Source organism: Mycobacterium paraseoulense, from assembly GCF_010731655.1.
Classification (GTDB): domain Bacteria; phylum Actinomycetota; class Actinomycetes; order Mycobacteriales; family Mycobacteriaceae; genus Mycobacterium; species Mycobacterium paraseoulense.
Window position 1 is genome coordinate 2671644 of sequence record NZ_AP022619.1, and the last position, 22231, is coordinate 2693874.

General features: G+C 70.3%; 20 protein-coding genes. 8 read left to right on the forward strand and 12 right to left on the reverse strand.

Features of this window, described 5'->3' with window-relative positions:
- The first annotated feature begins 7 nt into the window (after positions 1-7).
- Genes G6N51_RS12225 through G6N51_RS12245 form a run of 5 tightly spaced genes read left to right on the forward strand, consistent with a single transcriptional unit; the run spans position 8 to position 5620 of the window.
- Positions 8-658, forward strand: coding sequence for a TetR/AcrR family transcriptional regulator (locus G6N51_RS12225; RefSeq protein ID WP_083176542.1), 651 nt, complete (start codon positions 8-10; stop codon positions 656-658).
- Complete coding sequence (locus G6N51_RS12230; RefSeq protein ID WP_083176548.1) at positions 648-1562, forward strand: ABC transporter ATP-binding protein; 915 nt, start codon at positions 648-650, stop codon at positions 1560-1562. The genes G6N51_RS12225 and G6N51_RS12230 overlap by 11 nt, the downstream gene beginning before the upstream one ends.
- Entirely contained in the window at positions 1559-3202 is a 1644-nt protein-coding gene (locus tag G6N51_RS12235; protein WP_163750701.1) for an ABC transporter permease, read from the forward strand. Before G6N51_RS12230 ends, G6N51_RS12235 begins: the two co-directional genes overlap by 4 nt.
- Before the next feature lie 7 nt (positions 3203-3209).
- Positions 3210-3884, forward strand: coding sequence for a methyltransferase family protein (locus G6N51_RS12240; RefSeq protein WP_083176632.1), 675 nt, complete (start codon positions 3210-3212; stop codon positions 3882-3884).
- A gap of 29 nt (positions 3885-3913) precedes the next feature.
- Complete coding sequence (locus G6N51_RS12245) at positions 3914-5620, forward strand: CocE/NonD family hydrolase (RefSeq protein ID WP_083176635.1); 1707 nt, start codon at positions 3914-3916, stop codon at positions 5618-5620.
- Here G6N51_RS12245 and glgC read toward each other — a convergent pair.
- Positions 5617-6831: a glucose-1-phosphate adenylyltransferase gene (gene glgC, locus G6N51_RS12250; RefSeq protein WP_083176638.1), complete on the reverse strand. Its 1215-nt coding sequence runs from the start codon at positions 6829-6831 to the stop codon at positions 5617-5619. The two genes, G6N51_RS12245 and glgC, sit on opposite strands and share 4 nt — an antisense overlap.
- Before the next feature lie 329 nt (positions 6832-7160).
- Between glgC and glgA the strand changes: the two genes are divergently transcribed.
- The gene (glgA, locus tag G6N51_RS12255; protein WP_083176641.1) at positions 7161-8324 is read left to right on the forward strand and encodes a glycogen synthase; all 1164 of its coding nucleotides are present in this window, start codon (positions 7161-7163) and stop codon (positions 8322-8324) included.
- A gap of 30 nt (positions 8325-8354) precedes the next feature.
- On the opposite strand, the gene G6N51_RS12260 is transcribed toward glgA, so the two are convergent.
- The 7 genes from G6N51_RS12260 to G6N51_RS12290 form a co-directional block, all read right to left on the reverse strand.
- Entirely contained in the window at positions 8355-8528 is a 174-nt protein-coding gene (locus tag G6N51_RS12260) for a DUF3117 domain-containing protein (RefSeq protein WP_003878471.1), read from the reverse strand.
- A 261-nt stretch (positions 8529-8789) separates the two neighbouring features.
- Complete coding sequence (locus tag G6N51_RS12265) at positions 8790-9368, reverse strand: DNA-3-methyladenine glycosylase I (protein ID WP_083176643.1); 579 nt, start codon at positions 9366-9368, stop codon at positions 8790-8792.
- Positions 9365-9718 carry a DivIVA domain-containing protein gene (locus G6N51_RS12270; protein ID WP_083176646.1) on the reverse strand — a complete coding sequence of 118 codons (354 nt, stop codon included), beginning with the start codon at positions 9716-9718 and terminating at the stop codon, positions 9365-9367. Before G6N51_RS12270 ends, G6N51_RS12265 begins: the two co-directional genes overlap by 4 nt.
- A 50-nt stretch (positions 9719-9768) precedes the next feature.
- A complete protein-coding gene (locus G6N51_RS12275; protein WP_163750704.1) occupies positions 9769-10746 on the reverse strand; it encodes a glucosyl-3-phosphoglycerate synthase in 978 nt (325 codons plus the stop codon).
- Positions 10743-11720 carry a dihydropteroate synthase gene (gene folP / locus G6N51_RS12280; RefSeq protein ID WP_372510155.1) on the reverse strand — a complete coding sequence of 326 codons (978 nt, stop codon included), beginning with the start codon at positions 11718-11720 and terminating at the stop codon, positions 10743-10745. The genes G6N51_RS12275 and folP overlap by 4 nt, the downstream gene beginning before the upstream one ends.
- A complete protein-coding gene (gene fadD6 / locus G6N51_RS12285; RefSeq protein ID WP_083173013.1) occupies positions 11717-13501 on the reverse strand; it encodes a long-chain-acyl-CoA synthetase FadD6 in 1785 nt (594 codons plus the stop codon). Before fadD6 ends, folP begins: the two co-directional genes overlap by 4 nt.
- A gap of 69 nt (positions 13502-13570) precedes the next feature.
- Positions 13571-14134 carry an LOG family protein gene (locus tag G6N51_RS12290; protein WP_083173012.1) on the reverse strand — a complete coding sequence of 188 codons (564 nt, stop codon included), beginning with the start codon at positions 14132-14134 and terminating at the stop codon, positions 13571-13573.
- 60 nt (positions 14135-14194) lie between these two features.
- Here G6N51_RS12290 and G6N51_RS12295 point away from each other — a divergent pair, with 60 nt between their 5' ends.
- A complete protein-coding gene (locus tag G6N51_RS12295) occupies positions 14195-16306 on the forward strand; it encodes an AAA family ATPase (RefSeq protein ID WP_167528582.1) in 2112 nt (703 codons plus the stop codon).
- A gap of 10 nt (positions 16307-16316) precedes the next feature.
- Here the strand turns inward: G6N51_RS12295 and dapE are convergent, their stop codons facing one another.
- Positions 16317-17381 carry a succinyl-diaminopimelate desuccinylase gene (gene dapE / locus G6N51_RS12300; protein WP_083173011.1) on the reverse strand — a complete coding sequence of 355 codons (1065 nt, stop codon included), beginning with the start codon at positions 17379-17381 and terminating at the stop codon, positions 16317-16319.
- 36 nt (positions 17382-17417) lie between these two features.
- On the opposite strand from dapE, the gene dapD reads away from it, so the two are divergent.
- Positions 17418-18371 (forward strand): 2,3,4,5-tetrahydropyridine-2,6-dicarboxylate N-succinyltransferase, encoded by a 954-nt coding sequence (gene dapD / locus G6N51_RS12305; protein WP_142275050.1) that lies wholly within the window; start codon positions 17418-17420, stop codon positions 18369-18371.
- A gap of 7 nt (positions 18372-18378) precedes the next feature.
- On the opposite strand, the gene G6N51_RS12310 is transcribed toward dapD, so the two are convergent.
- From G6N51_RS12310 to G6N51_RS12320, 3 genes are all read right to left on the reverse strand, one after another.
- Complete coding sequence (locus tag G6N51_RS12310; protein WP_167528609.1) at positions 18379-19674, reverse strand: MFS transporter; 1296 nt, start codon at positions 19672-19674, stop codon at positions 18379-18381.
- A 154-nt stretch (positions 19675-19828) separates the two neighbouring features.
- On the reverse strand, positions 19829-21250 hold the full coding sequence (locus G6N51_RS12315; protein WP_083173008.1) for an acyl-CoA synthetase: 1422 nt from the start codon (positions 21248-21250) through the stop codon (positions 19829-19831).
- 28 nt (positions 21251-21278) lie between these two features.
- Positions 21279-22187 (reverse strand): alpha/beta fold hydrolase, encoded by a 909-nt coding sequence (locus G6N51_RS12320; RefSeq protein ID WP_067760957.1) that lies wholly within the window; start codon positions 22185-22187, stop codon positions 21279-21281.
- Positions 22188-22231: the final 44 nt, after the last annotated feature.

Here is a 22231-nt window from a genome sequence, read left to right on the forward strand (position 1 = left end):
CCTGAACATGCGTTCAGCCGACCTGACCGCCGCCGCCCGGATCCGGGACGCGGCCATCGAGCAGTTCGGCGAGCACGGGTTCGGCGTGGGGCTGCGCGCGATCGCCGAAGCGGCGGGGGTGAGCGCCGCGCTGGTGATCCACCACTTCGGCTCCAAGGACGGCCTGCGCAAGGCGTGCGACGACTACATCGCCGAAGAGATCCGCACCAGCAAGTCCGAGGCGCTCAAGTCCAATGACCCCGCCACGTGGTTCGCGCAGATGGCAGAGATCGAGTCGTACGCGCCGATGATGGCCTACCTGGTTCGCAGCATGCAGTCCGGCGGCGAGCTGGCGAACATGTTGTGGCGCAGGATGATCGACAACGCCGAGGAGTACCTCGACGAGGGCGTGCGCGCCGGCACGATAAAGCCGAGTCGGGACCCGCGCGCCCGGGCCCGGTATCTGGGCATCACCGGCGGCGGCGGCTTTCTGCTCTATCTGCAGATGCACGACACGCCAACGGATGTCCGGGCGGTCCTGCGCGATTACGCCCGCGAGATGGTGCTGCCCGCGCTGGAGATCTACACCGAAGGACTGATGGTCGACCGCACCATGTACGACGCATTCCTGGCCGCAGAAGATGCCGCAGAAGATCAAGGAGAAACCCATGCCGGTTGACAATGTCGCGCCCATCGAAATCCGATGCTTGACAAAGAACTTCGGGACGGTCCGTGCGTTGGACGGTCTCGACCTCACCGTGCGCGAAGGTGAAGTGCACGGCTTCCTCGGCCCCAACGGCGCCGGGAAGTCGACGACCATCCGCATCCTGCTGGGTCTGGTCAAGGCGGACGGCGGCAGCGTGCGGCTCTTGGGCGGCGACCCGTGGACCGACGCGGTGGAACTGCACCGCCAGATCGCCTACGTGCCAGGCGATGTCACACTGTGGCCGACGCTGACCGGCGGCGAGACCATCGACATGCTGGCCCGCATGCGCGGTGGCATCGACCTTCGGCGTCGCGCCGAGCTGATCGAGCGCTTCGACCTCGACCCGCACAAAAAGGCACGGACCTATTCCAAGGGCAACCGGCAGAAAGTCTCCCTGATCTCCGCCTTCTCGTCGCGGGCCCGCCTGCTGCTCTTGGACGAGCCCAGCAGCGGCCTGGACCCGTTGATGGAGAACGTGTTTCAGCAGTGCGTCGCCGAGTCGCGCGACCGGGGTGCGACGGTCTTGTTGTCCAGTCACATCCTGGCCGAGACCGAAGCGCTGTGCGAAAGGGTGACCATCATCCGCGCCGGCAAGACCATCGAGAGCGGTTCGCTGGACTCGATGCGGCATCTCAGCCGCACTTCGATCAAGGCCGAAATGACCGGCGACCCCGGCGATCTCACCCGGATCAAAGGCGTGGAGGACGTCAGCGTGGAGGGCAACACGGTGCGCGCCCAGGTCGACGGCGAAAGCCTGGGGGAACTGATCCGGGCCCTCGGCGACGCCGGCGTGCGCAGCCTCGTCAGCCAGCCCCCGACGCTCGAGGAACTCTTCCTGCGCCACTACGACACGACGGAGAAGGTGTCGGCATCATGAGCACCGCAACCTTGGACCGGTCACACCGTCCGGCCCACCCCGCCCCGCCCCGCCGGCCGAACTTCGCGGGAACGCTCGGGATGTTGCGGCTCTACGTGCGCCGCGACCGGATCTCGCTGCCGCTGTGGGTGTTGCTGCTGTCGGTACCGCTGGCAACGGTGTACGTCGGCAGCATCGAAAAGGTCTACCCCACGCAGGCCGCCCGCGCCGGGTTCGCCGCCTCCATCATGGCGAGCCCCGCACAGCGCGCGCTCTACGGGCACGTCTACAACGACAGCCTTGGGGCCGTTGGAATTTGGAAAGCCGGCATGTTCCACTTGCTGATCTCGGTGGCCGTCATCCTGACCGTCATCCGCCACACCCGCGCTGACGAGGAAGCCGGGCGGACCGAACTCCTGGACTCGACGGCGGTCGGCCGCTACGCCAGCCTCAGCGCCGCGCTGCTGTTGTCCTTCGGCGCCAGCATCGCCACCGGCGTCATCGGCGCGGCGGGGCTGCTCACCACCGACGTCGCCCCGGCCGGGTCGCTCGCCTTCGGCGCCGCGCTGGCCTGCTCCGGCCTGGTGTTCACCGCCGTCGCCGCGGTGACCGCGCAGTTGTCGCCGAGCGCGCGATCTGCCCGCGGTGCCGCATTCGCGGTCCTGGCGGCCGCGTTCACACTGCGCGCCCTCGGTGACGCGGGTTCCGGCGCGCTGTCGTGGCTCTCGCCGCTGGGATGGTCGCTGCAAGTCCGGCCCTACGCTGGTGACCACTGGGCGGTGCTGGCGCTGCATCTGGCGACGACCGTCGCGCTCACCGCGGTCGCGTATCGGCTGCTGGCCGGCCGCGACGTCGGCGCCGGGCTCTTCGCCGAACGTCCCGGCCCCGGCTCCGCCGCGCCGGCGCTGGGCCACGTGTCCGGGCTGGCGTGGCGGCTGGATCGCGGCGCCCTCCTGCTCTGGACGGTGGGGCTCTGCCTCTATGGCGTCCTGATGGGCAGCGTGGTGAACGGCATCGGTGCCGAGCTCGGCAACAGCAACGCCGCGCGCGACATCGTCGTCCGGATGGGCGGCACCAGCGCGTTGGCGGAGGCGTTCATCGCCGTCGCGTTCAGCATGATGGGCATGGCGGCTGCAGCCTTCGCCATCTCGCTGACACTGCGGTCGCACCAGGAGGAAGCGGGCCAGCGGGCCGAAACGACCCTGGCCGGCGCGGTCTCCAGAACCCGTTGGCTGGCGAGCCACCTGCTGGCGGCGCTGCTCGGATCCGCGGCGGCGATGCTGGTCAGCGGCCTGGCCGGCGGACTCGTCTACGGCGCCGCCGCCGGCGACGTGGGCGGCAAGGTGGCCGTCGTGGTGGGAAGCGCGGCCGTCCAACTGCCCGCAGTCTGGCTGCTCTCCGCGGTGACGGTCGCGTTGTTCGGTCTCGCACCGCGATTCACGCCGGTGGCCTGGGGCGTGCTGGTCGGCTTCATCGCCTTGTACCTGATCGGCTCGTTGGCCGGGTTCCCGCAGTGGGTGCTCGACCTGGAACCATTCGCGCACATTCCCCGGGTCGGCGCGAGTTTCACCGGTGTCCCACTGCTTTGGTTGTTGGCCATTGACACCGGACTGGTTACGCTCGGTGTCATGGCTTTCCGACGCCGCGATCTGCGTAGCTAGGAGCGTCGTGAAAACCGGTATTCGCGTGACGGCGACATCTGTCTGGGGGATCCTCTCTTTCGGATTGATCCTCTTTCTACCGGCCGGCACGTTCCGTTATTGGCAGGCATGGGTTTTCATCGCCGTGTTCATGGCGGCAACGCTCGTCCCGGTGATCTACCTGGCGCGCAACAACCCGGCCGCCCTGCAGCGACGCATGAACGCCGGCCCGCGCGCCGAACCCCGGCCCGCGCAGAAGTTCATCATCACCGGCTCATTCCTGACCCTGTTCGCAACGATGGTGGTCAGCGCGCTCGACCACCGGTTCGGCTGGTCGCCGGTGCCGGCGTGGCTGTCCATCGTCGGCGACGTCCTGGTGGCGACGGGACTCGGGGTCGCCATGCTGGTGATCGTCCAAAACGGTTATGCCGCAGCCACCGTCACCGTGGAGTCGGGCCAGACGCTGGTGTCCGACGGTCTCTATCGGTTCGTGCGCCACCCCATGTACGTCGGCAACGTGATCATGATGGTCGGCATGCCCTTGGCGCTCGGCTCCTACTGGGGGCTGCTGTTCATCATTCCCGGTGGCCTCATGCTCGCGCTGCGCATCCTCGACGAGGAGAAGCTGCTCACCCAGGAGCTGCCCGGATACCAGGAATATCGGCAACGGGTGCGCTATCGGTTGGTGCCCTACCTCTGGTGACGCCCGGGCGGCCCGCCTAGGGTGTTCGCGTGGCCCGCAATCCCGCGCCCATTCGGGACCGGCCGTGGCGGCGGCCCGGGGCGCTTCGGTATGCAGCGGGCCGGCTGCGCGGCGTCGCCAAGCCGCCCGTCACGGTGACCGATCCGCCGGCCGGCCTGCACATCGAACGCGACGTAGGTGTGCCGACCCGTGACGGAACAGTCCTGCGGCTCAACGTCTTCCGAGAGGCCGGAGGCACCGGCCGGCCGGTCATTCTGAGCATCCACCCCTACGGCAAGGACAATCTGCCGAAGCGGCGCCGCAACAGGTGGACCTTTTCGGCGCAGTACCGGATACTGCGCCAGCCGCAACCGGTGACCTTCTCGGCGCTGACCGGCTGGGAGGCACCCGATCCGGCGTGGTGGGCCGCGCAGGGGTTCGTCGTGGTGAACGCCGACGCGCGGGGCTGCGGCCACTCCGAGGGCACCGGAAAGCTGTTGTCGCGCCAGGAGGCCGAGGACACCTATGACGTGGTGCAGTGGATCGCCGACCAGCCGTGGAGCGACGGACGGGTCGTCATGCTCGGGGTGTCGTACCTGGCCATCAGCCAGTACGCCGTCGCGGCTTTGCAGCCGCCGGCCCTGCGGGCCATCTGCCCCTGGGAAGGCTTCACCGACGCCTACCGCGACCTGACTTTCCCGGGCGGCGTCCGGGAGCGGGGCTTCACCCGGATGTGGTCTCGGCTCGTGCGACGCCGCACGCGGCAGGCCTACGACCTGGAGCGGATGCAGGACGCCCATCCGCTGCACGACGAGTTCTGGCGCTCGCTGGTCCCTGACCTCTCGGCGATCAATGTGCCCATGCTGGTGTGCGGCAGCTTCTCGGACAACAATCTGCACGGCCGCGGCTCTCTGCGCGCGTTCATGGACACCGGCTCGGGCCACGCCCGCCTCTACACCCACCGCGCCGGCAAGTGGGCGACGTTCTACTCCGGCCCCGCCCTGGCCGAGCAGCTGAGGTTTTTCCGTGCCGTGCTGGACGGGTCGCCCGGCTCCCGCAGCGTTCGACTCGAGGTCCGCGAAGACCGCGACACCGTCGCCGCGGTCCGCGAAGAGGGCGAATGGCCGCTGGCGCGCACCCGCTGGCGGCCGCTGTATCTGGCCGGGGACGGCGCGCTGATCGCTGGGCGGCCACCCATGGGCGGCCGCGTTGCCTTCGAATCACGTTCTGGGGCAGCATCTTTCAGCTGGACGATCCCCGCCGACGTCGAGTTGACCGGCCCGATGGCCGCGCGGTTGTGGGTCGGACTGGACGGGTGCGGCGACGCCAACCTGTTCGTCGGTGTGGAGAAGTGGCGCGACGGAAGGTTTGTCGCGTTCGAGGGGTCGTACGGCTACGGGCGCGACCGGGTGAGCACCGGCTGGCAGCGGGTCGCGTTGCGCGCGCTGGATCCCGACCTCTCGCGGCCGTGGGAACCCGTCGCGGCGTGCACCGACCCGCAGCCCGTCCGCGCGCAGGAGGTCGTCGAGGTCAACGTCGCGCTGGGCCCGTCGGCGACCTTGTTCCGCGCCGGTGATCGCCTGCGGTTGGTGGTCGCGGGGCGCTGGTTGTGCCCCAGAAACCCGCTCACCGGTCAGCTCCCCAGCGCCTACGCCGGGTCGCCGCGCGGTCGGATCACGCTGCACTGGGGCCCGCAGCACGACGCGCACCTGCTGATCCCGGAGATTCCCGGCGCGAGCGCGGAGCGCCCCGGCTAGATCCAGACGCCTTTGCCCACCGCGACCACGCCGCCGGCGCTGATGGCGAAGCGCTCCCGGTCCTTCTCCAGGTCCACGCCGACCATCTCGCCGGGGCCCACGACGACGTTCTTGTCCAGGATGGCGTGGCGCACCACCGCGCCCCGACCGACCCGGGCGCCCGGCATGATGACGCTGCCCTCGACGATCGCGCCGTCGTCGACCACGACGTTGGACGACAGCACCGAGTTGCGCACCGAGGCTGCCGAGATGATGCTGCCGGCGCCCACGACCGATTCCTGGGCCGAGCCGCCGTTGACGAACTTGGCCGGTGCCAGGTTTTCCGACTCGCCGCGAATCGGCCAACGCTTGTTGTAGAGGTTGAACACCGGATGCACCGAGACCAGGTCCATGTGGGCGTCATAGAACGCGTCCAGCGTCCCCACGTCCCGCCAGTAGCCTCGGTCACGATCGGTGGCGCCCGGTACCTCGTTGTCCTTGAAGTCGTAGACCGCGGCCATGCCGTCGCCCACCAGGCGCGGGATGATGTCACCGCCCATATCGTGGTCGGAGTGGTCGTCGTCGGCGTCGGCACGTATCGCGTCGATGAGCACCTTGGTGGTGAAGATGTAGTTGCCCATCGACACGAACGTCGCCTCGGGATCGTCCGGGGTGCCCGGCGGATCCAGCGGCTTCTCCACGAAATCGCGGATGCGGCCCGAGTCGTCGGCGTCAATGCATCCGAACGCGGTGGCCTCGCTGCGCGGCACCCGGATGCCGGCCACCGTTGCGCCCGCCCCGCTTTCGATGTGGAACTGGACCATCTGCTCGGGGTCCATCCGATACACGTGGTCGGCGCCGAAAACGACTATGTAGTCGGGGTCTTCGTCGTAGATCAGGTTGAGCGACTGATAGATCGCGTCGGCGGAGCCGGTATACCAGCGCGGACCCAGCCGCTGCTGCGCCGGCACCGGGGTGATGTACTCACCGGCCAGGCCGGACAACCGCCAATTCTGCGAAATGTGACGGTCGAGTGAATGCGACTTGTACTGAGTGAGAACGCAGATCCGCAAATAGCGCGCATTGACAAGGTTGGACAGCACAAAGTCGATCAGTCGGTAGGCGCCGCCGAAGGGAACCGCGGGCTTGGCCCGGTCCGCGGTCAGCGGATACAGCCGCTTGCCCTCACCGCCGGCCAGGACAATGCCCAGCACGTGTGGCGCTTCCCTCATGGTTCAAACCTATCGGCCGTCGGGAAACGCTGCCAGGGGGACGACGCTATTGGCGGTGTTCTGTGCGGCTGTCCGTCAAGGTATTTGGTTCCGCGGCCCGGTCACCGATCGCCCGGCCCGACTCGCGGACCTCGTCGTCGGCACCCAAGTTCAATGATTCGACTCCTCCTCGGCCCGACTCGCGGACCTCGTCGTCGGCGCCCAAGTTCAATGGTTCGACTCCTCCTCGGCCCGACTCGCGGACCTCGTCGTCGGCACCCAAGTTCAATGATTCGACTCCTCCTCGGCCCGACTCGCGGACCTCGTCGTCGGCGAACTACGGTGCGGGTATGCGGGTGGCGATGATGACGCGGGAGTACCCACCGGAGGTCTACGGGGGAGCCGGTGTACATGTCACTGAACTGGTCGCCCAACTGCGCCGACTGTGCGCGGTCGACGTGCACTGCATGGGCGCACCGCGACCGAACGCCTTCGTGCACCAGCCCGATCCGCGCTTGGGCGGAGCCAATGCGGCGTTGTCGACGTTGTCCGCGGACCTGATCATGGCCAACGCCGCGTCGGCGGCCGACGTCGTGCATTCGCACACCTGGTACACCGGCATGGCCGGGCATCTGGCCGCACTGCTCTACGACGTCCCCCACGTGCTGACCGCGCACTCGCTCGAGCCGCTGCGCCCGTGGAAGGCCGAACAGCTCGGCGGCGGCTACCGCGTGTCGACGTGGGTGGAGCGCACCGCGGTCCAGGCCGCCGACGCCGTCATCGCGGTCAGCGCCGCGATGCGCGAAGACATCCTGCGGGTCTACCCCACCCTCGATCCCAGCCTGGTGCACGTCATCCGCAACGGGGTCGACGCCGACGTCTGGCATCCGGCCGGCCCGATGCAAACCGGGTCGGTGCTGGCCGAACTCGGGGTCGACCCGCACCGGCCGATCGTGGCATTCGTCGGCCGGATCACCCGGCAGAAGGGCGTCGCTCACCTGGTGGCGGCGGCGCACCAGTTCGACCCCGCGGTGCAGGTGGTGCTGTGCGCCGGCGCCCCCGACACCCCGGAGATCGCCGACGAGATGAAGTCCGCGGTGGCGCGGCTGGCCGACAGCCGGCAGGGCGTGGTCTGGATCAGGGAGATGCTTCCCATCGGCGAGTTGCGCGAAATCTTATCCGCGGCAACAGTTTTCGTGTGCCCCTCGGTGTACGAGCCGCTGGGCATCGTGAACCTCGAGGCGATGGCGTGCGCGACGGCTGTGGTGGCATCCGACGTCGGGGGGATACCCGAGGTGGTCGTCGACGGGGTGACCGGTTCGCTGGTGCATTACGACCCCGACGACCAGGCCGGTTACCGGACCCGGCTGGCCGACGCGGTCAACGATCTCGTCGCCGAGCCCGAGAAGGCGAAGCGCTACGGCGAGGCGGGACGCCGGCGCTGCGTCGAGGAATTCTCCTGGGCCCGCGTCGCCGAGCAGACCCTGGAGATCTATCGAAAGGTGTGTGCGTAGCGCGTCCGGCGGTCGGTCCGCCGGCAGGTCTTAGCTGGAGCTCGTGACACCCTTGAGTTCGTCACCGAGGGCCGCGGCTTCGTCGGGCGTCAGCTCAACGACCAGTCGACCGCCTCCCTCAAGTGGTACCCGCATCACGATGCCGCGCCCCTCCTTGGTTGCTTCCAGAGGACCGTCGCCGGTCCGGGGCTTCATCGCCGCCATCGAGTGCTCCCTCCAGGTTCGAGCTGGCCCGCCTTTGCGGACCTGGTCGGCGCCGAGCATGCCCCGCCAGCGATTTTCCAGCCATACCCGACATCGAACTGCCAAATCACCCCCCCATTGTTCCCTATCCAGGTCGCGAGTTGTACAAAGACCCGGTTCTCCGGGTTTAGCGGGCCGACAAACCCCGAATACCCGCCAGGGTGGTCACCGGGCGGGACCTGATTGCCCGTTTCCTCAGCGGGCCGCTCGCGGCCCGCATCGTCACCGGGCGGAAGGCACCCAACAACCGCGGATATGGTCGTCGACCATGCCGGTCGCCTGCATCAGCGCATAGGCGGTGGTCGGACCGACGAAGCGGAAACCGCGCCGCTTGAGCTCGCGGGCCATGGCCTTGGATTCGGCGCTGGCCGACGGAATTTCGGACCCGTCGGCGGGCCGGGGACGCGGTTCCGGCGCAAACGACCACAGCAGCTTCGACAGGTCCGCCGCCGTGCCCAGCTCGGCGGCGGCGCGCGCGTTGGCGATGGTCGCCTCGATCTTGGCGCGGTTGCGCACGATCCCGGCATCCGCCATCAACCGCTGCACGTCGGCATCGGTGTAGCCGGCGACCCGCTCGAAGTCGAATCCGTCGAAGGCGCGCCGGAAGTTCTCCCGTTTGCGCAGGATGATCAGCCACGACAGCCCGCTCTGGAAGGCCTCCAGGCTCATCCGCTCGAACAGCGCCACCCCGTCGTGCACCGGGCGGCCCCACTCCTGGTCGTGGTAGTCGCGGTACATCTCGAAGTCGGCCCCGGGCCGAATGACCGCCCACCCACACCGAATCAGTCCGTCATCGCTCACATCTGGTCCTGACGGTTCTCGCCGTCCTCGGGTTCCACGGCTGCCGGCTCCTCCGCGGCGGGCACGGGCGCGTGAACCGCGGCCAGCTGGCCGCGCAGCGCCTCGAGTTCGCGGGCCAGCCGGTCCAGCACCCAGTCCACCTCGCTGGTCTTGTAGCCGCGCAGCACCTGGGTGAATTTGACGGCATCGACGTCCGCACCGGTCACCCCGTAAGCCGGCAACACCGTCGCGGTGGTCCCCCGCGGCAGGGGCGGCAGCTGCTCACCGCGACCGAACAACAGACTCGCCGCGCCGAACAGCACGATCGCCACCAGCACCAGCACTACCAGGTAGAGCAACACCAACGCCACGTCGTCGATACTGCCCTATCAGGCCGACACCGCGATGAAGCAGCGGGGCCTCAGCGCGGCCGCAGGACCTTCATGGGCGGGCGGTCCGCCAGCGACACCGGCGACGTGTGCTGGGTGTAGCCCTGCCCGTCCGGTCCGTCGGCGAAGAACTGCGTCAGCCCGACCCCGGAGTCGGAAACCCCGCAACGGGAGAGCAGGGTCGCGATGACCTGGCGGCTCATCGCCCCGAGCTCGGCGAGCGGCCGGTTGCGGTGCGCGCGCACGCCGAGGTTGACCTGGGCGATCGCGTCGGCGCCCAGCCGGTCGAAGGTGTCCAGCAGCAGGCCGATCTCCACCCCGTAGCCCGGCGCGAACGGCACCGACGTCAGCAGTTCACGGGTGGCCGCGTATTCCCCGCCGAGCGGCTGCAGGATGCCGCCCAACTCCGGCCGCAGCGCCGCGAGCAGGGGCCGGGCCACCAGCTCGGTGACCCGCCCGCCCCCGGTGGCGCCCGCGGCGCCACCCACGTCGCCAACCTGCAGCGGCCGCCGGTAGAAGCTCTTGACCAGATGAATGCCGTCGCCCGTGAGCAGCGGGCCGACCAGCCACGGCACGAACATCGGGTGCGGGTTGATCAGGTCGGAGTCGACGAACACGACGATGTCGCCGCTGGTGGCCGCGAGCGAGCGCCACAGCGCCTCCCCTTTGCCGGGCCGGATCGGCACCTCGGGCAGGGCCTGCTCACGGCTGACGACGCGGGCGCCGGCGGCGACGGCGCGGATCTCGGTGTCGTCGGTCGAGCCGGAGTCCAGCACGATCAGCTCGTCGACAAGGCCGTCGACCAGCGGGGAGATGCTGTCGACCACGGATTCGATGGTTTCTTCCTCGTCGAGCGCCGGCAGGACCACCGAGATGGTTCGCCCCGCCTTCGCGGCCTCGAGTTCGGCGACGGTCCAGCTCGGACGGTTCCAATTGCGGTCGGACAGCCAGACGTCGCCGGGCTGCGCGGCGAGCACCCCCGCGCCGGCGAGGTCTACCAGCTCCGTCATGCCAGCCCCCTCACCGTGCGCGCCGGCGGGCGCACTCCCTGGATGGAGGCCACCATTTCCAGCACCCGCCGGGTCGCGGCGACCTCGTGCACGCGAAACATCCGGATGCCGGCCGCCGCCGCCAGCGCGGTGGCCGCCAGCGTCCCCTCGAGCCGCTCGGTCAGTTCCACACCCAAAGTCTCCCCGACGAAGTCCTTGTTGCTCAAAGCCATGAGCACGGGCCACCCGGTCTTAACGAGATCACCCACGTGACGCAACAACAGCAGCCCGTGGAAGGTGTTCTTGCCGAAATCGTGGGCCGGGTCGATCAGCACGCGGTCGCGGGCCACCCCACGGGCGATCGCGCCCTCGGCCGCCGCCGTGACCTGGCGGATGACGTCGTCGACCACGCCGCGCGCGCTTGTTCCATAGCTCACCCGGAACGGACGCGTGCGGGGCAGCGCACCGCCGGTGTGCGAGCACACCAGGCCCGCGCCGTACTCGGCGGCGACCTCGGCCAGGGCCGGGTCGATGCCGCCCCAGGTGTCGTTGATCAGGTCCGCCCCCGCCGCGCACGCCACCCTGGCCACCTCGGACCGCCAGGTGTCGACGCTGATCAGCTGGTCCGGATAGGCGCCGCGCAGCCATTCGATGAAGGGGATGAGCCGGGCGAGCTCGGTCTGCGCGTCGACCTCCTGGCCGGGGCCGGCCTTGACCCCCCCAACGTCGATGACGTCGGCGCCCTCGGCGACGGCCCGGTGCGCGGCAGCCCTGGCGGCCTCGTCGCTGAAGGTCGCGCCCTTGTCGTAGAACGAGTCGGGGGTGCGGTTGACGATCGCCATGATCAGCGGGCGATCGCCGGCGACCGGACGGCCGCACCAGGTGGATTGCACACGTCTATGGTGCCCGGTCCCCGCGCCGGGCGCGGGCCGGGGATCCCGTGCCCGGGCGGGCCGCACGGTGAGCGCCGCACGTGCGGCTGGGCGGGCACTCAGCCCCGCGGTCGCTTCCCGTCGGCCACTTCGTCGGGGTATTCGTCGTAGTACGGCACGTAGCCCTCGTCGCGGCCGGCCAATACGTACAGCGGGTCGCGCACGTCGGAGCAGTAGGCCTGCTCGCGCAGCTCCACCTTGCGGCTCTTGAACGTCGTGGTGTGCTCCAGGGATTTGACCACCCGCACGAACAGCGGCAGCGCGTAGACGGGCAGCTGGCCGTACACCGCGCGGGCCAGCGACTTGCCGTCGAACTCCGCGCCGTCGCGCAGCTTGACCGCGGCCATCCCGGCGCGGCCGCCGGTGCGGGGAATCTCCACGCCGAAAACCGTGCATTCCTCCACGGACTCGTCGGACGCCAGCGCCGCCTCCACCTGCGTGGTGGCGACGTTCTCCCCCTTCCACCGGAACGTGTCGCCGAGGCGGTCGACGAACGCGGCGTGGCCCATGCCCTGCGGGCTCATCACGTCACCGGAGTTGAACCACACGTCGCCCTCGCGGAACGCGTTGCGCACCAACTTCTTTTCGCTCGACTCCTTGTCGGTGTAGCCGTCGAACGGCTGGAGCCGGTTGACCCGGCTCAGCAGCAGGCCGGGCTCGCCGGGGGGAACCCGGCGCACCCGCCCGTTGTCGTCGCGCAGCGGGGCCCCGGTGTCGGGGTCGTACTCCACGTAGGCCAGCGGCATCGGGAAGACGCCGGTGGTCCTGGGCACGTTGAAGATGTTGATGAACGCGGTGTTGCCCTCGCTGGAGGCGTAGAACTCGCAGACCCGGGCGATGTCGAACCGGTCGGTGAACTCGTCCCAGATCTCCGGGCGCAGCCCGTTGCCGGCGATCACCCGCACCCGGTGCGCACGGTCGGTGGCCTTGCGCGGCTGGTTGAGCAGGTACCGGCAGATCTCGCCGATGTAAATGAACGCGGTGGCTTCAGTGGCGATCACCTCGTCCCAGAACTTCGACGCCGAGAACGACTTGCCCAGCGCCAGCGTCGCCCCGGAGTTGATCACCGACGACAACGCGACGGTCAGCGCGTTGTTGTGGTACAGCGGCAGGCAGCTGTACAGGGTGTCGGAGCTCTTCAGCCGCAGGCCGATGCCGCCGAACGCCGCCAGTGCCTTCAGCCACCGCAGGTGGGTCATCACGCTGGCCTTCGGGAATCCCGTCGTGCCCGAAGTGAAGATGTAGAACGCGGTGTCCCTGGCCTGCACGGCCGACACCGACGCCGGGTTGGTGGCCGGGGCGCTGGCGGCCGATCGCTCCAGGTCGTCGACCGTCATGGTCTCGGTGTCGCCCGAGCCGCCGCACTCGGCGACCGCGCTGACCAGGTCGGTCTCCGCGATCAACACCTTGGCCTTCAGCAGGCCCAGGCTGTGCGCCAGCACCTCACCGCGCTGGTGGTAGTTGAGCATCCCGGCGACGGCGCCGCACTTGACCGCGGCCAGCATCGCCAGCACCGCGTTGGGCGAGTTGCGCAGCATGATCGCCACGACGTCGCCGTGGCCGACACCGTGCGCGGCCAGCACCGCGGCGTACCTGTTGGCGGCGGCGTTGGCCTCGCCGTAGGTCAGTTGCTGGTCGCCGAACCGCAGGAAGATCCGGTCGCCGTAGCGGGCGGCGCGTTCCTGGAACACCGTGCCGATCGACTTCTTCGAACCCGGCTGGGCCAACAGCCCGGTCATCGCCCCGCGCACGATCACCGGGATATCGGCCAGCAGCCCCGGCGCCCGCGATGCGATATCGGTCAGTTTGACCGCCGGGCGCGCTCCCCCGTCGTGGTCGGCCACGTCATCCCTCGATTCTGCGTAAACAACTCGGCGGACAGCCTAGTAGGGGTGACGAGACCGCCGGCGCCCTCAGTCGGGCGCACACGCCTTCACGGCGGCGCTCACCTTGTCGACCAGCAACAACCGGTCCATCGCGGGCTGCGAGACGTACCCGCTGTCGACCAATCCACGCAGCCAGGTCCACAGGCCTTCGTAATGCCCCAGCGGATCGAGCATGACGATGGGTTTGCGGTGCAGGCCGAGGTAGCCGGTGGTCCACGAGTCCAGCAGCTCGTCCAGGGTGCCGACGCCGCCGGGGAGCACGATGAACGCGTCGGCGCGCTCCTCCATGACGTTCTTTCGCTCGTGCATGGTCTCGGTGACGATCAGTTCGTCGGCTTCGATGTCGGCGATCTCGACGCGCATCAGGACCTGGGGGATGACGCCGACGGTCCGGCCCCCGCGGGCGCGCGCCGCGGTCGCCACCGCGCCCATCGCCGACACCCGGCCGCCGCCCCACACCAGTGTCCAACCGCGCTCGGCGATCGCCTCGCCGAGTTCGGCAGCGACGGCGAGCAATTCGGGATGCTGCGGGCCGGACGCGCAGTACACACACACCGCCCAGTCGCCTGACGGCTCGCGTTCAGGGCGCATACAACGAAAGGTAGACCAAGCCTGCTGCGGGCGGCACGCCGCGCGCCATAAAATCCGGCGATGCCGATTCGATGGAACGTCCCCCAGCACGCGTCGGCTCTCGAGCGGCTGGAGGCGGCGCTGTCGTCGCGCGGCGCCGTCGTGCTCGGACCGGACGGGTGCGGCAAGTCCACGTTGGCCCGGTTGGCCGCCGAGGGCTTCGCCCGCCGGCATCCCGGCACGCGCATCCGCTGGGTCACCGGCACCCCGACCGAACGCGCGGTTCCCTTCGGCGCCTTCAGCCACCTCGTCGAGATCGCCGACGTCGGCAAGCCGGCCGCGCTGTTGCGCGCCGCCCGGTCCTCGCTCGACGGTGACGACCTGCTGCTCGTGGTCGACGACGCCCACGACCTGGACATCCTGTCGGCCACGCTGGTGTACCAGTCGGCGCTTTCCGGCGCGGCCAGGATGATCGTCACCGGCCGCGCCGATTCGTCTCCCGAGGCCATCGCGGCGCTGTGGAGCGACGGCCTGCTCCCCCGCATCGACATCGAAGCGCCCGGCGGGACGACCACACCGGGCGAAGTCGACGCGTTCCTCGGCGAACTACCCACCGCGGCCCGCGCGGTGCTGGACTACCTCGCCGTCGCCGAGCCGCTGTCGCTCGCCGACCTCGACGCCCTCGCCGGCGCGGACGCGGTTGCGCAGGCGGCCGATGCCGGGGCGGTGGAGACGCGGGCGCGCGGCGGGTCCTCGGACGAACCGGTGGTCTACACGGCCCACCCGCTGTTTGCCGAGCGGGCGCACGCCGCGCTCGGCGGCGACGGCGCGCGGCAACGGCGCACCGATGTGGTCCGGCTGCTGTCCCAGCATCCGTCGGAGCACCTCAGCGACCGGCTGCGGTTGGCGGTCCTGGCCCTGGACAGCGACGCCCCGCAGCCGACGGCCGAGGTGGTGTCCGCGGCGCAACAGGCGCTGCGGCTGGGCGATCTCGCCCTCGGCGAACGGCTGGCCTCCGCCGCGCTGGTGCGGTCCGGCGGGTTGGCGGCGCGGCTGGCGCTCGCACACGCGCTGGCGTGGCAGGGCCGCGGCCGCGAGGCCGACGCGGTGCTGGCCGGCGTGGACCCCTCCGGGTTGACCGAGGCCGCCCTGATGGACTGGGCGCTGCTGCGCGCCGCCAACCAGTTCTGGATGCTCAGCGAGCCCGAGCGGGCAACCGCGTTCTTGCGCACCATCCGCGGCCGCGTCTCGGACGCGGGCGCACGCACGACGCTCGACGCGCTGAGCGCCACGTTCGCGATGAACGCCGGCAACGTCGGGCACGCCGTGAAGGTCGCGGACGAGGTGCTGGCCACGCCGGACGCCGACGACCAGGCGGTGGCCTGGGCGGCCAGCGCGGCGGCACTGTGCGCGGCCCGGCAGGGGCGTTTCGACGACGTCGAGCCGCTGGCCCAACGCGCCCTGGCCGCCGAACATCCGGGGTTGTTGCGCTTCACGATCGGGCTTGGGCAGACCACAGCCTTGTTGATGGCGGGCCGCCTCGACGAGGCACGCCAACTCGCGCAGCAGTTCACCGATTTCGCCGAGCTGCAACAGCCGGGCCGTGCGATCGGTGAGGTGCTGCTGGCCCACGTGCTGCTCGCCGACGGTGAATTCGCCAAAGCGGCGGCGCTACTCGGCCCGGCGGCCGCGACGTTGGAACGCACCGGCTATTCGTGGGGGCCGCTGTCGTTGACGCTGCTGGCCAGCGCGCTGGCCCAGCAGGGCGATATCGCCGCCGCGGGAAAGACATTGGGGCGGGCCGAATCCCGGCACGGAACCAAGTCGGCGCTGTTCGCACCGGAGCTGGGCGTCGCCCGGGCGTGGCGGCTGGCCTCGATGCGCGACGCGCACGGTGCGGTTGCCGCCGCCCGTGACGCCGCCCGGATGGCCGAACGTGGCGGCCAGCGGGCGGTGGCGGTGCGGGTGTGGCACGACGCCGTGCGGCTCGGCGACACCCGCGCGGCCGATCCGTTGTCCCGGCTGGGCGCCGAAATCGACTGTGCTGCGGGAAAACTCGCGCTCGCCCATGCGCAGGCCCTTGCGGCCCACGACGAGGCGGCGCTGCTCGCAGTGTCGGACGACCTGGCGGCGGTGGGGATGCGCGCGGCGGCGGCCGACGCCGCCGCGCAGGCGCAGCGGTGCGGGTCCTGATCAGCCGCCGTCAGCCGGTGAGGTAACCGCGCAGCATGGCCACCGCGGCGGTGATGTTGGCGACCGGGACGCTCTCGTCGCGCCGGTGCGCGAGGTTGGGATCGCCGGGGCCGAAGTTGAGCGCCGGGATGCCCAGCGCGGCGAAGCGCGCGACGTCGGTCCACCCGTACTTCGCCCGGACCCGTCCCCCGGCTGCCTCGACCAGGGCCTTGGCCGCGGGCTGCGACAGCCCGGGCATCGCGCCCGCGGCGGCGTCGGTCTGCTCGATGCGCACGTCGAGCCCGTCGAACACCTCGTGCACGTGCTCGAGCGCGGCGGTCACCGACCGGTCGGGGGCAAACCGGAAGTTGACCGTCACCGCCGCCGCGTCGGGGATCACGTTGCCCGCGACGCCGCCGTCGATGCGTACCGCGGACAGGCCCTCGCGATACTCGCAGCCGTCGATGTCGACGGTGCGGGCGGAGTAGCCGGCCAGCCGGTCCAGCACGGCGCCCAGCTTGTGAATGGCGTTGTCGCCCAGCCACGGCCGCGCCGAGTGGGCGCGGGTCCCGGTGGCCGAGACCACGACGCGCAGCGTACCCTGGCAGCCTGCTTCGATGTAGCCGCCGGTCGGTTCGCCCAGGATGGCCACGTCGGCGGACAGCCAGTCCGGCAACTCGCGCTCGATGCGGCCCAAACCGTTTGCCGCCGCGTCGATTTCCTCGCAGTCATAGAACACCAGCGTCAGATCGTGCACCGGCTCGGCCACGGTGGCGGCCAGGTGCAGGAAGACCGCGTCACCCGATTTCATGTCCGCGGCGCCGCATCCATACAGGTCGCCGTTCTCCCGACGGCTGGGCAGGTTGCCGGCTACCGGGACGGTGTCCAGGTGTCCGGCCAGCAGCACCCGGGACGGCCGCCGGCGCCGGGTGCGCGCCAGCACGGCGTTGCCGTTGCGCACGATCTCGAAGCCGGACGTCTGGGCGCGCAGCGCGGCCTCCACCTCGTCGGCCAGGCGCGCCTCGTCTCGCGATTCGCTGGGGATGTCGACCAACGCCGCGGTCAGCTCTATCGGGTCCGCGCGCAAGTCCAGCACGGGTCCCAGGTTATCCGCTGCCGAGCGGCAAGTAACCTGACCGCCGTGACTGGAGCTGTAGGCATCGGCCTGGCGACGCTGGCCGCCGACGGATCGATCCTCGACACGTGGTTTCCCGCACCGGAACTGACCGAGTCGGGCACCGGCGGCACGTCGCGCCTCGCCCTGTCGGATGTGCCTTCGGAGCTGGCCGCGCTCGTCGGCCGGGACGACGACCGCGGCACCGAGACGATCGCCGTGCGCACGGTGATCGGTTCGCTCGAGGACGTGGCCGCCGACGCCTACGACGCCTACCTGCGACTGCATCTGCTGTCGCACCGGTTGGTGGCGCCGCATGGGCTGAACGCCGGCGGCCTGTTCGGGGTATTGACCAATGTCGTGTGGACTAACCGCGGGCCGTGCGCGATCGAGGGGTTCGAGGCGGTCCGGGCGCGGCTGCGCCGGCACGGGCCGGTGACCGTCTACGGCATCGACAAGTTCCCGCGCATGGTCGACTACGTCGTGCCCGCCGGGGTGCGCATCGCCGACGCCGATCGGGTGCGGCTGGGCGCCCACTTGGCGCCCGGGACGACGGTGATGCACGAGGGCTTCGTCAACTACAACGCCGGCACGCTGGGCGCGTCGATGGTCGAGGGCCGCATCTCGGCCGGCGTGGTGGTGGGCGACGGGTCGGACATCGGCGGCGGCGCGTCCATCATGGGCACGCTGTCCGGCGGGGGCACGGAGGTCATTTCGATCGGCAAACGCTGCCTGCTGGGCGCCAATGCGGGGCTGGGCATCTCGCTGGGCGACGACTGCGTCGTCGAGGCCGGCCTGTACGTGACCGCGGGCACCAAGGTCGCCACGCCCGACGGCCAGGTGCTCAAGGCCGCGGAGCTGTCCGGCGGCAACAACCTGTTGTTCCGCCGCAATTCGGTCAGCGGCGCCGTCGAGGTGGTGGCCCGCGGCGGTCAGGGCATCGCCCTCAACGAGGACCTGCACGCCAACTGAGGCGCGCTTACCGGTCGGCGGCGACTTCCTCGGCCGCCGGGGCGGCCCGCAGCGCGGTGCCTTTCGTTTCGGGCAGCAGGTAGACGGAGACCAAGCTGGCCACCACGAGAGTGGCCATCATGAGCCCGATCGCCCAGCTGCCGTACGTCGCCAGCAACGTGCCGGCGATCAACGGCGGCACGGCGGCGCCGAGGACACCGGCAAGGTTCATCGCGACCGCCGCGCCGCTGTAGCGGTAGCGCGTGGCGAACAGCTCGGGAACGAAGGCGCCCGTGGGCCCGTGGGCCACCGCCGCGGCGGCGAACATGCCGAGCACGGCGACCGCGTACAACACCGGCTCGCCGGTGTCCATCAGCGGGATGACCGCGAACGCCCACGGCAGGCACGCGGCCAGCCCCCATAGCATCACCCGGCGCCGCCCGACCCGATCGGAGATCCAGGCTCCGAACGACACAAACATCATGCTGGTGAGCCCGCCCAGGGCGCCGACGCCCCAGATGAAGCTACGCGAGTAACCCAGGTGGTTGTGGGCGTACATGACGAGAAAGGTGTTGCCCAGGTAGACGAAGGCCATGCCGCCCAGGAAGCAGCCCGCGACGAGCACGATCTCACGCCGCTGGAACCGCAACAGCTCCGCGAGCGGCGCCTTGGGCACCTGCTCGCGGGCCTGCTCCTCCACGAAGAGCGGGGTTTCGTCGATGTTCAGCCGCACATACAGGGCGATGCCGATGAGACCGCTGCTGATCAGGAAGGGCACCCGCCACCCCCATTCCATGAACGCGGGGCTGTTCTCGCCCATGGTGAGGTTCACGGTCAGGAAGGTCAGGCTGGCGAGGATGCCGGCGGTGCCGCCGCCGAGCAGGGTGAACATGCCGTACCACCCGCGTTTGCCGGCGGGGGCGTACTCGGCGCTCAGCAACACCGAGCCCGCCCATTCGCCGCCGACCGCGAACCCCTGAAACAGTCGCAGGACGATGAGGATCAACGGCGCCGCGGCGCCGATCGAGGCCGTGCTGGGGACCATGCCCACGCTCACGGTCGACACGCCCATGATCATCAGCGTTGCGACCAGGGTCTTCTTGCGGCCCAGCCGGTCCCCGAAGTAGCCGAAGACGGCCGCGCCCAAGGGGCGGGACAGGAACGCCGTCGCGAAGGTCGCCATCGAGGCGATGGTGGCCAGCGTCGAGCCCAGGCCCGGGAAGAACACCGTGGGAAACACCAGGGCGGCCGCGGTCCCGTAGATCAGGAAGTCGTAGAACTCGATGGCCGAGCCGACGAGGCAGGCGGCGGCGATACGCCGCATGGGGGTGGTGGCAGCGGCGCCCACGGACGGGGTCGTCTCACTCATCGTGGCCGTCGGGTCGATACACGGTTACGACGGTAGGTGAACCTCCGCGGTCCCGCTCGGCCGTGAAGCTGGCAACTTGCTGCGTGTCGTGGGCGCCCGGCCGGCCGCCTCAGCCGTCGGTCAGCAGCTGCTTCTTGAGGACCTTGCCCATGGCGTTGCGGGGCAGCGCGTCGACGAGGCGCACCTCGCGTGGCCGTTTGTGCACCGAAAGCTCCTGGGCGACGTGGTCGATCAGGTCGTCGGCTTTCAGGTCGGCCGCCCCGACGATGAACGCGACGATGCGCTGGCCCAGGTCGGGGTCCGGCATCCCGACGACCGCCGCCTCGCGCACCCCGGGATGACCGAGTAACGCCGTCTCGATTTCGCCGGCGCCGATCCGGTAGCCGCCGGACTTGATCAGGTCGACCGACTCGCGGCCCACGATGCGGTGCATGCCCCCGCCGTCGATGACCGCGACGTCGCCGGTGCGGTACCAGCCGTCCGTATCGAACGCCTCGGCGGTGGCCTCGGGACGGTTGAGGTAGCCGTCGAACATCATCGGGCCCCGAACCTCAAGCTTCCCAACGGTTTCCCCGTCGTGCGGCACCTCGGCGCCGGTGTCGTCGATCAGCCGGGTCTGCACGCCGGTGAGCGGCAGGCCCACCCATCCGGCGCGTCGCTCGCCGTCGGCGCGGGTCGACAGGGTGATCAGCGATTCGGAGGCGCCGTACCGTTCGACCGGCTCGTGCCCGGTCAGGTGGGCCAGCCGCTCGAATACGGGCACCGGCAGCGGCGCGCTGCCCGAAACCAGCAGCCGCGCCGGGCGCAGCGCCCGGGCCGCCGCCTCGTCGGCCACCACCCGTGACCACACGGTGGGCACCCCGAAAAACAGCGATCCGCCCCATTCGGCGCACGCTTGCGCGTACCCGGCCGGCGTCGGTCTTCCGGTGTGCACGAAGCGATTTCCCACCCGCAGCGACCCGAGCAATCCCAGCACCAGCCCGTGCACGTGAAACAGCGGCAGCCCGTGCACCAGCACGTCGTCGGCCGTCCACTGCCAGGCCTGCGCCAGGGCGTCGAGGTCGGCCGCGATAGCTCGGCGGCTCAGCACCACACCCTTGGGCAGGCCGGTGGTGCCCGAGGTGTAGATGATCATCGCGGTGGCGTCCGGTGACGGCTCGGGGTAGCGGTGCCAGGACCGGGCGTGCAACCGCACCGGGATGTGCGGCAGCCCCTCCGACTCGTCGGGTGTCGGACCGAGCCAGGCCCGCACCCCCGAGTCGGTGAGCATGTGTCGGCGTTCGGCCGCACCGACGTCCGCGGGCACCGGCACGAACGGGACGCCGGCGATCAGGCACCCGGTCACCGCGAGGACGGTCGCCGCGGTCGGCGTGGCCAGGATCGCCACCCGCTCCGCGCCGGCAACCCGCTCGGCCACCGACGTGGCGGCGCCGACCAGGTCGCTGCGACTGAGCACGGCGCCGTCGATGCGCACCGCATCGGCGATGTCGGTGGCGGTGACCGCCGCGGGATTCAGGGACTCCAGCAGCACCTGAGCAGGCTACCCGGCGGGCGCGCGGTCAGCCTTGCTCGTCCCAGATCTTCGTCAGGGTGGACAGGATCTCCTCGCCGCGGCCCAGGCCGCCGAGGTGGCTCTCGCCCGGCAGCACGATCAGCTCGCAGTCGGGCAGCAGGGACACGACGTGCTCGCCGTGCGCGAACGGCACGATGTGGTCGCTGTCGCCGTGCCACCAGCGGACCGGGACCTTGACCTCGTCGAGCCGGAATCCCCAGTCCTGGGTGAACAGGATGATGTCGTTGAACGGGGCCGCCAGTTGCTTGCGGCTGCCGTTGAGCAGGTCGTCGAGGAACATGGCGCCGAACTCCGGCCGGGTCAGCAGGCGCCGGTCGCCCTCGGGCGATATCGCGGCGTAGAGCAGCAGCCCGGGGTTCGCGACCGGTCGAATCATCCGGATGACCAGACTGGCGCCGATCCGCAGGGGATCGCCGCCCAGCTTCAGCAGGGGCGCCATCCGCTTGCCCAGGTTCATCAGCCCGCTGGTGATGCCCTCGTCGCCGAGGAAGGGCGCGACGCCGCCGAGGATGCCAGCCGCCACGACGCGATCGGAGAGCACGGCGGCGGCCGCCAGCGCATAGGGGCCGCCGCCGGACAGGCCGATGACGGCCATCTTGTCGATGCCCAGCGTGTCGGCGATGGTGCCCAGGTCGTCGGCGAAGGCCCGAATGTTCGGATAGCGGTGGGGCGTCGAGGAGCCGGTTCCGGGGCGGTCCAAGCCGATCAGGCGGATGTGATGGTTCTCGGCGTAGACGCGCGCCTCGACCGGGATCTGCCGGCGGGCGCCGGGCGTTCCGTGGAACCAGAACATCGCCCGCCCCTGCGGGTCGCCGAATTCGGCGAAGCCGATCTGGCGGTCCTCGCCGACGGCGATGTTTCCTTCGAGCTTGGGGCGGGCGATCTCGATGACCATGTCAGCAGCCTCGCATGTGACGGGCCGTTTACCAAAGGCTCACG

Bases quoted from the DNA above. Each gene is read 5' to 3' on its own strand.
- G6N51_RS12290 (WP_083173012.1), bottom strand. From the start codon at position 14,134: ATGCGCCCTGAACGCGAGCCGTCAGGCGACTGGGCGGTGTGTGTGTAC.
- glgA (WP_083176641.1), top strand. From the start codon at position 7,161: ATGCGGGTGGCGATGATGACGCGGGAGTACCCACCGGAGGTCTACGGG.
- G6N51_RS12235 (WP_163750701.1), top strand. From the start codon at position 1,559: ATGAGCACCGCAACCTTGGACCGGTCACACCGTCCGGCCCACCCCGCC.
- glgC (WP_083176638.1), bottom strand. From the start codon at position 6,831: ATGAGGGAAGCGCCACACGTGCTGGGCATTGTCCTGGCCGGCGGTGAG.
- G6N51_RS12225 (WP_083176542.1), top strand. From the start codon at position 8: ATGCGTTCAGCCGACCTGACCGCCGCCGCCCGGATCCGGGACGCGGCC.
- G6N51_RS12320 (WP_067760957.1), bottom strand. From the start codon at position 22,187: ATGGTCATCGAGATCGCCCGCCCCAAGCTCGAAGGAAACATCGCCGTC.
- G6N51_RS12310 (WP_167528609.1), bottom strand. From the start codon at position 19,674: ATGCGGCGTATCGCCGCCGCCTGCCTCGTCGGCTCGGCCATCGAGTTC.
- G6N51_RS12295 (WP_167528582.1), top strand. From the start codon at position 14,195: ATGCCGATTCGATGGAACGTCCCCCAGCACGCGTCGGCTCTCGAGCGG.
- G6N51_RS12260 (WP_003878471.1), bottom strand. From the start codon at position 8,528: ATGGCGGCGATGAAGCCCCGGACCGGCGACGGTCCTCTGGAAGCAACC.
- G6N51_RS12275 (WP_163750704.1), bottom strand. From the start codon at position 10,746: ATGACGGAGCTGGTAGACCTCGCCGGCGCGGGGGTGCTCGCCGCGCAG.
- G6N51_RS12230 (WP_083176548.1), top strand. From the start codon at position 648: ATGCCGGTTGACAATGTCGCGCCCATCGAAATCCGATGCTTGACAAAG.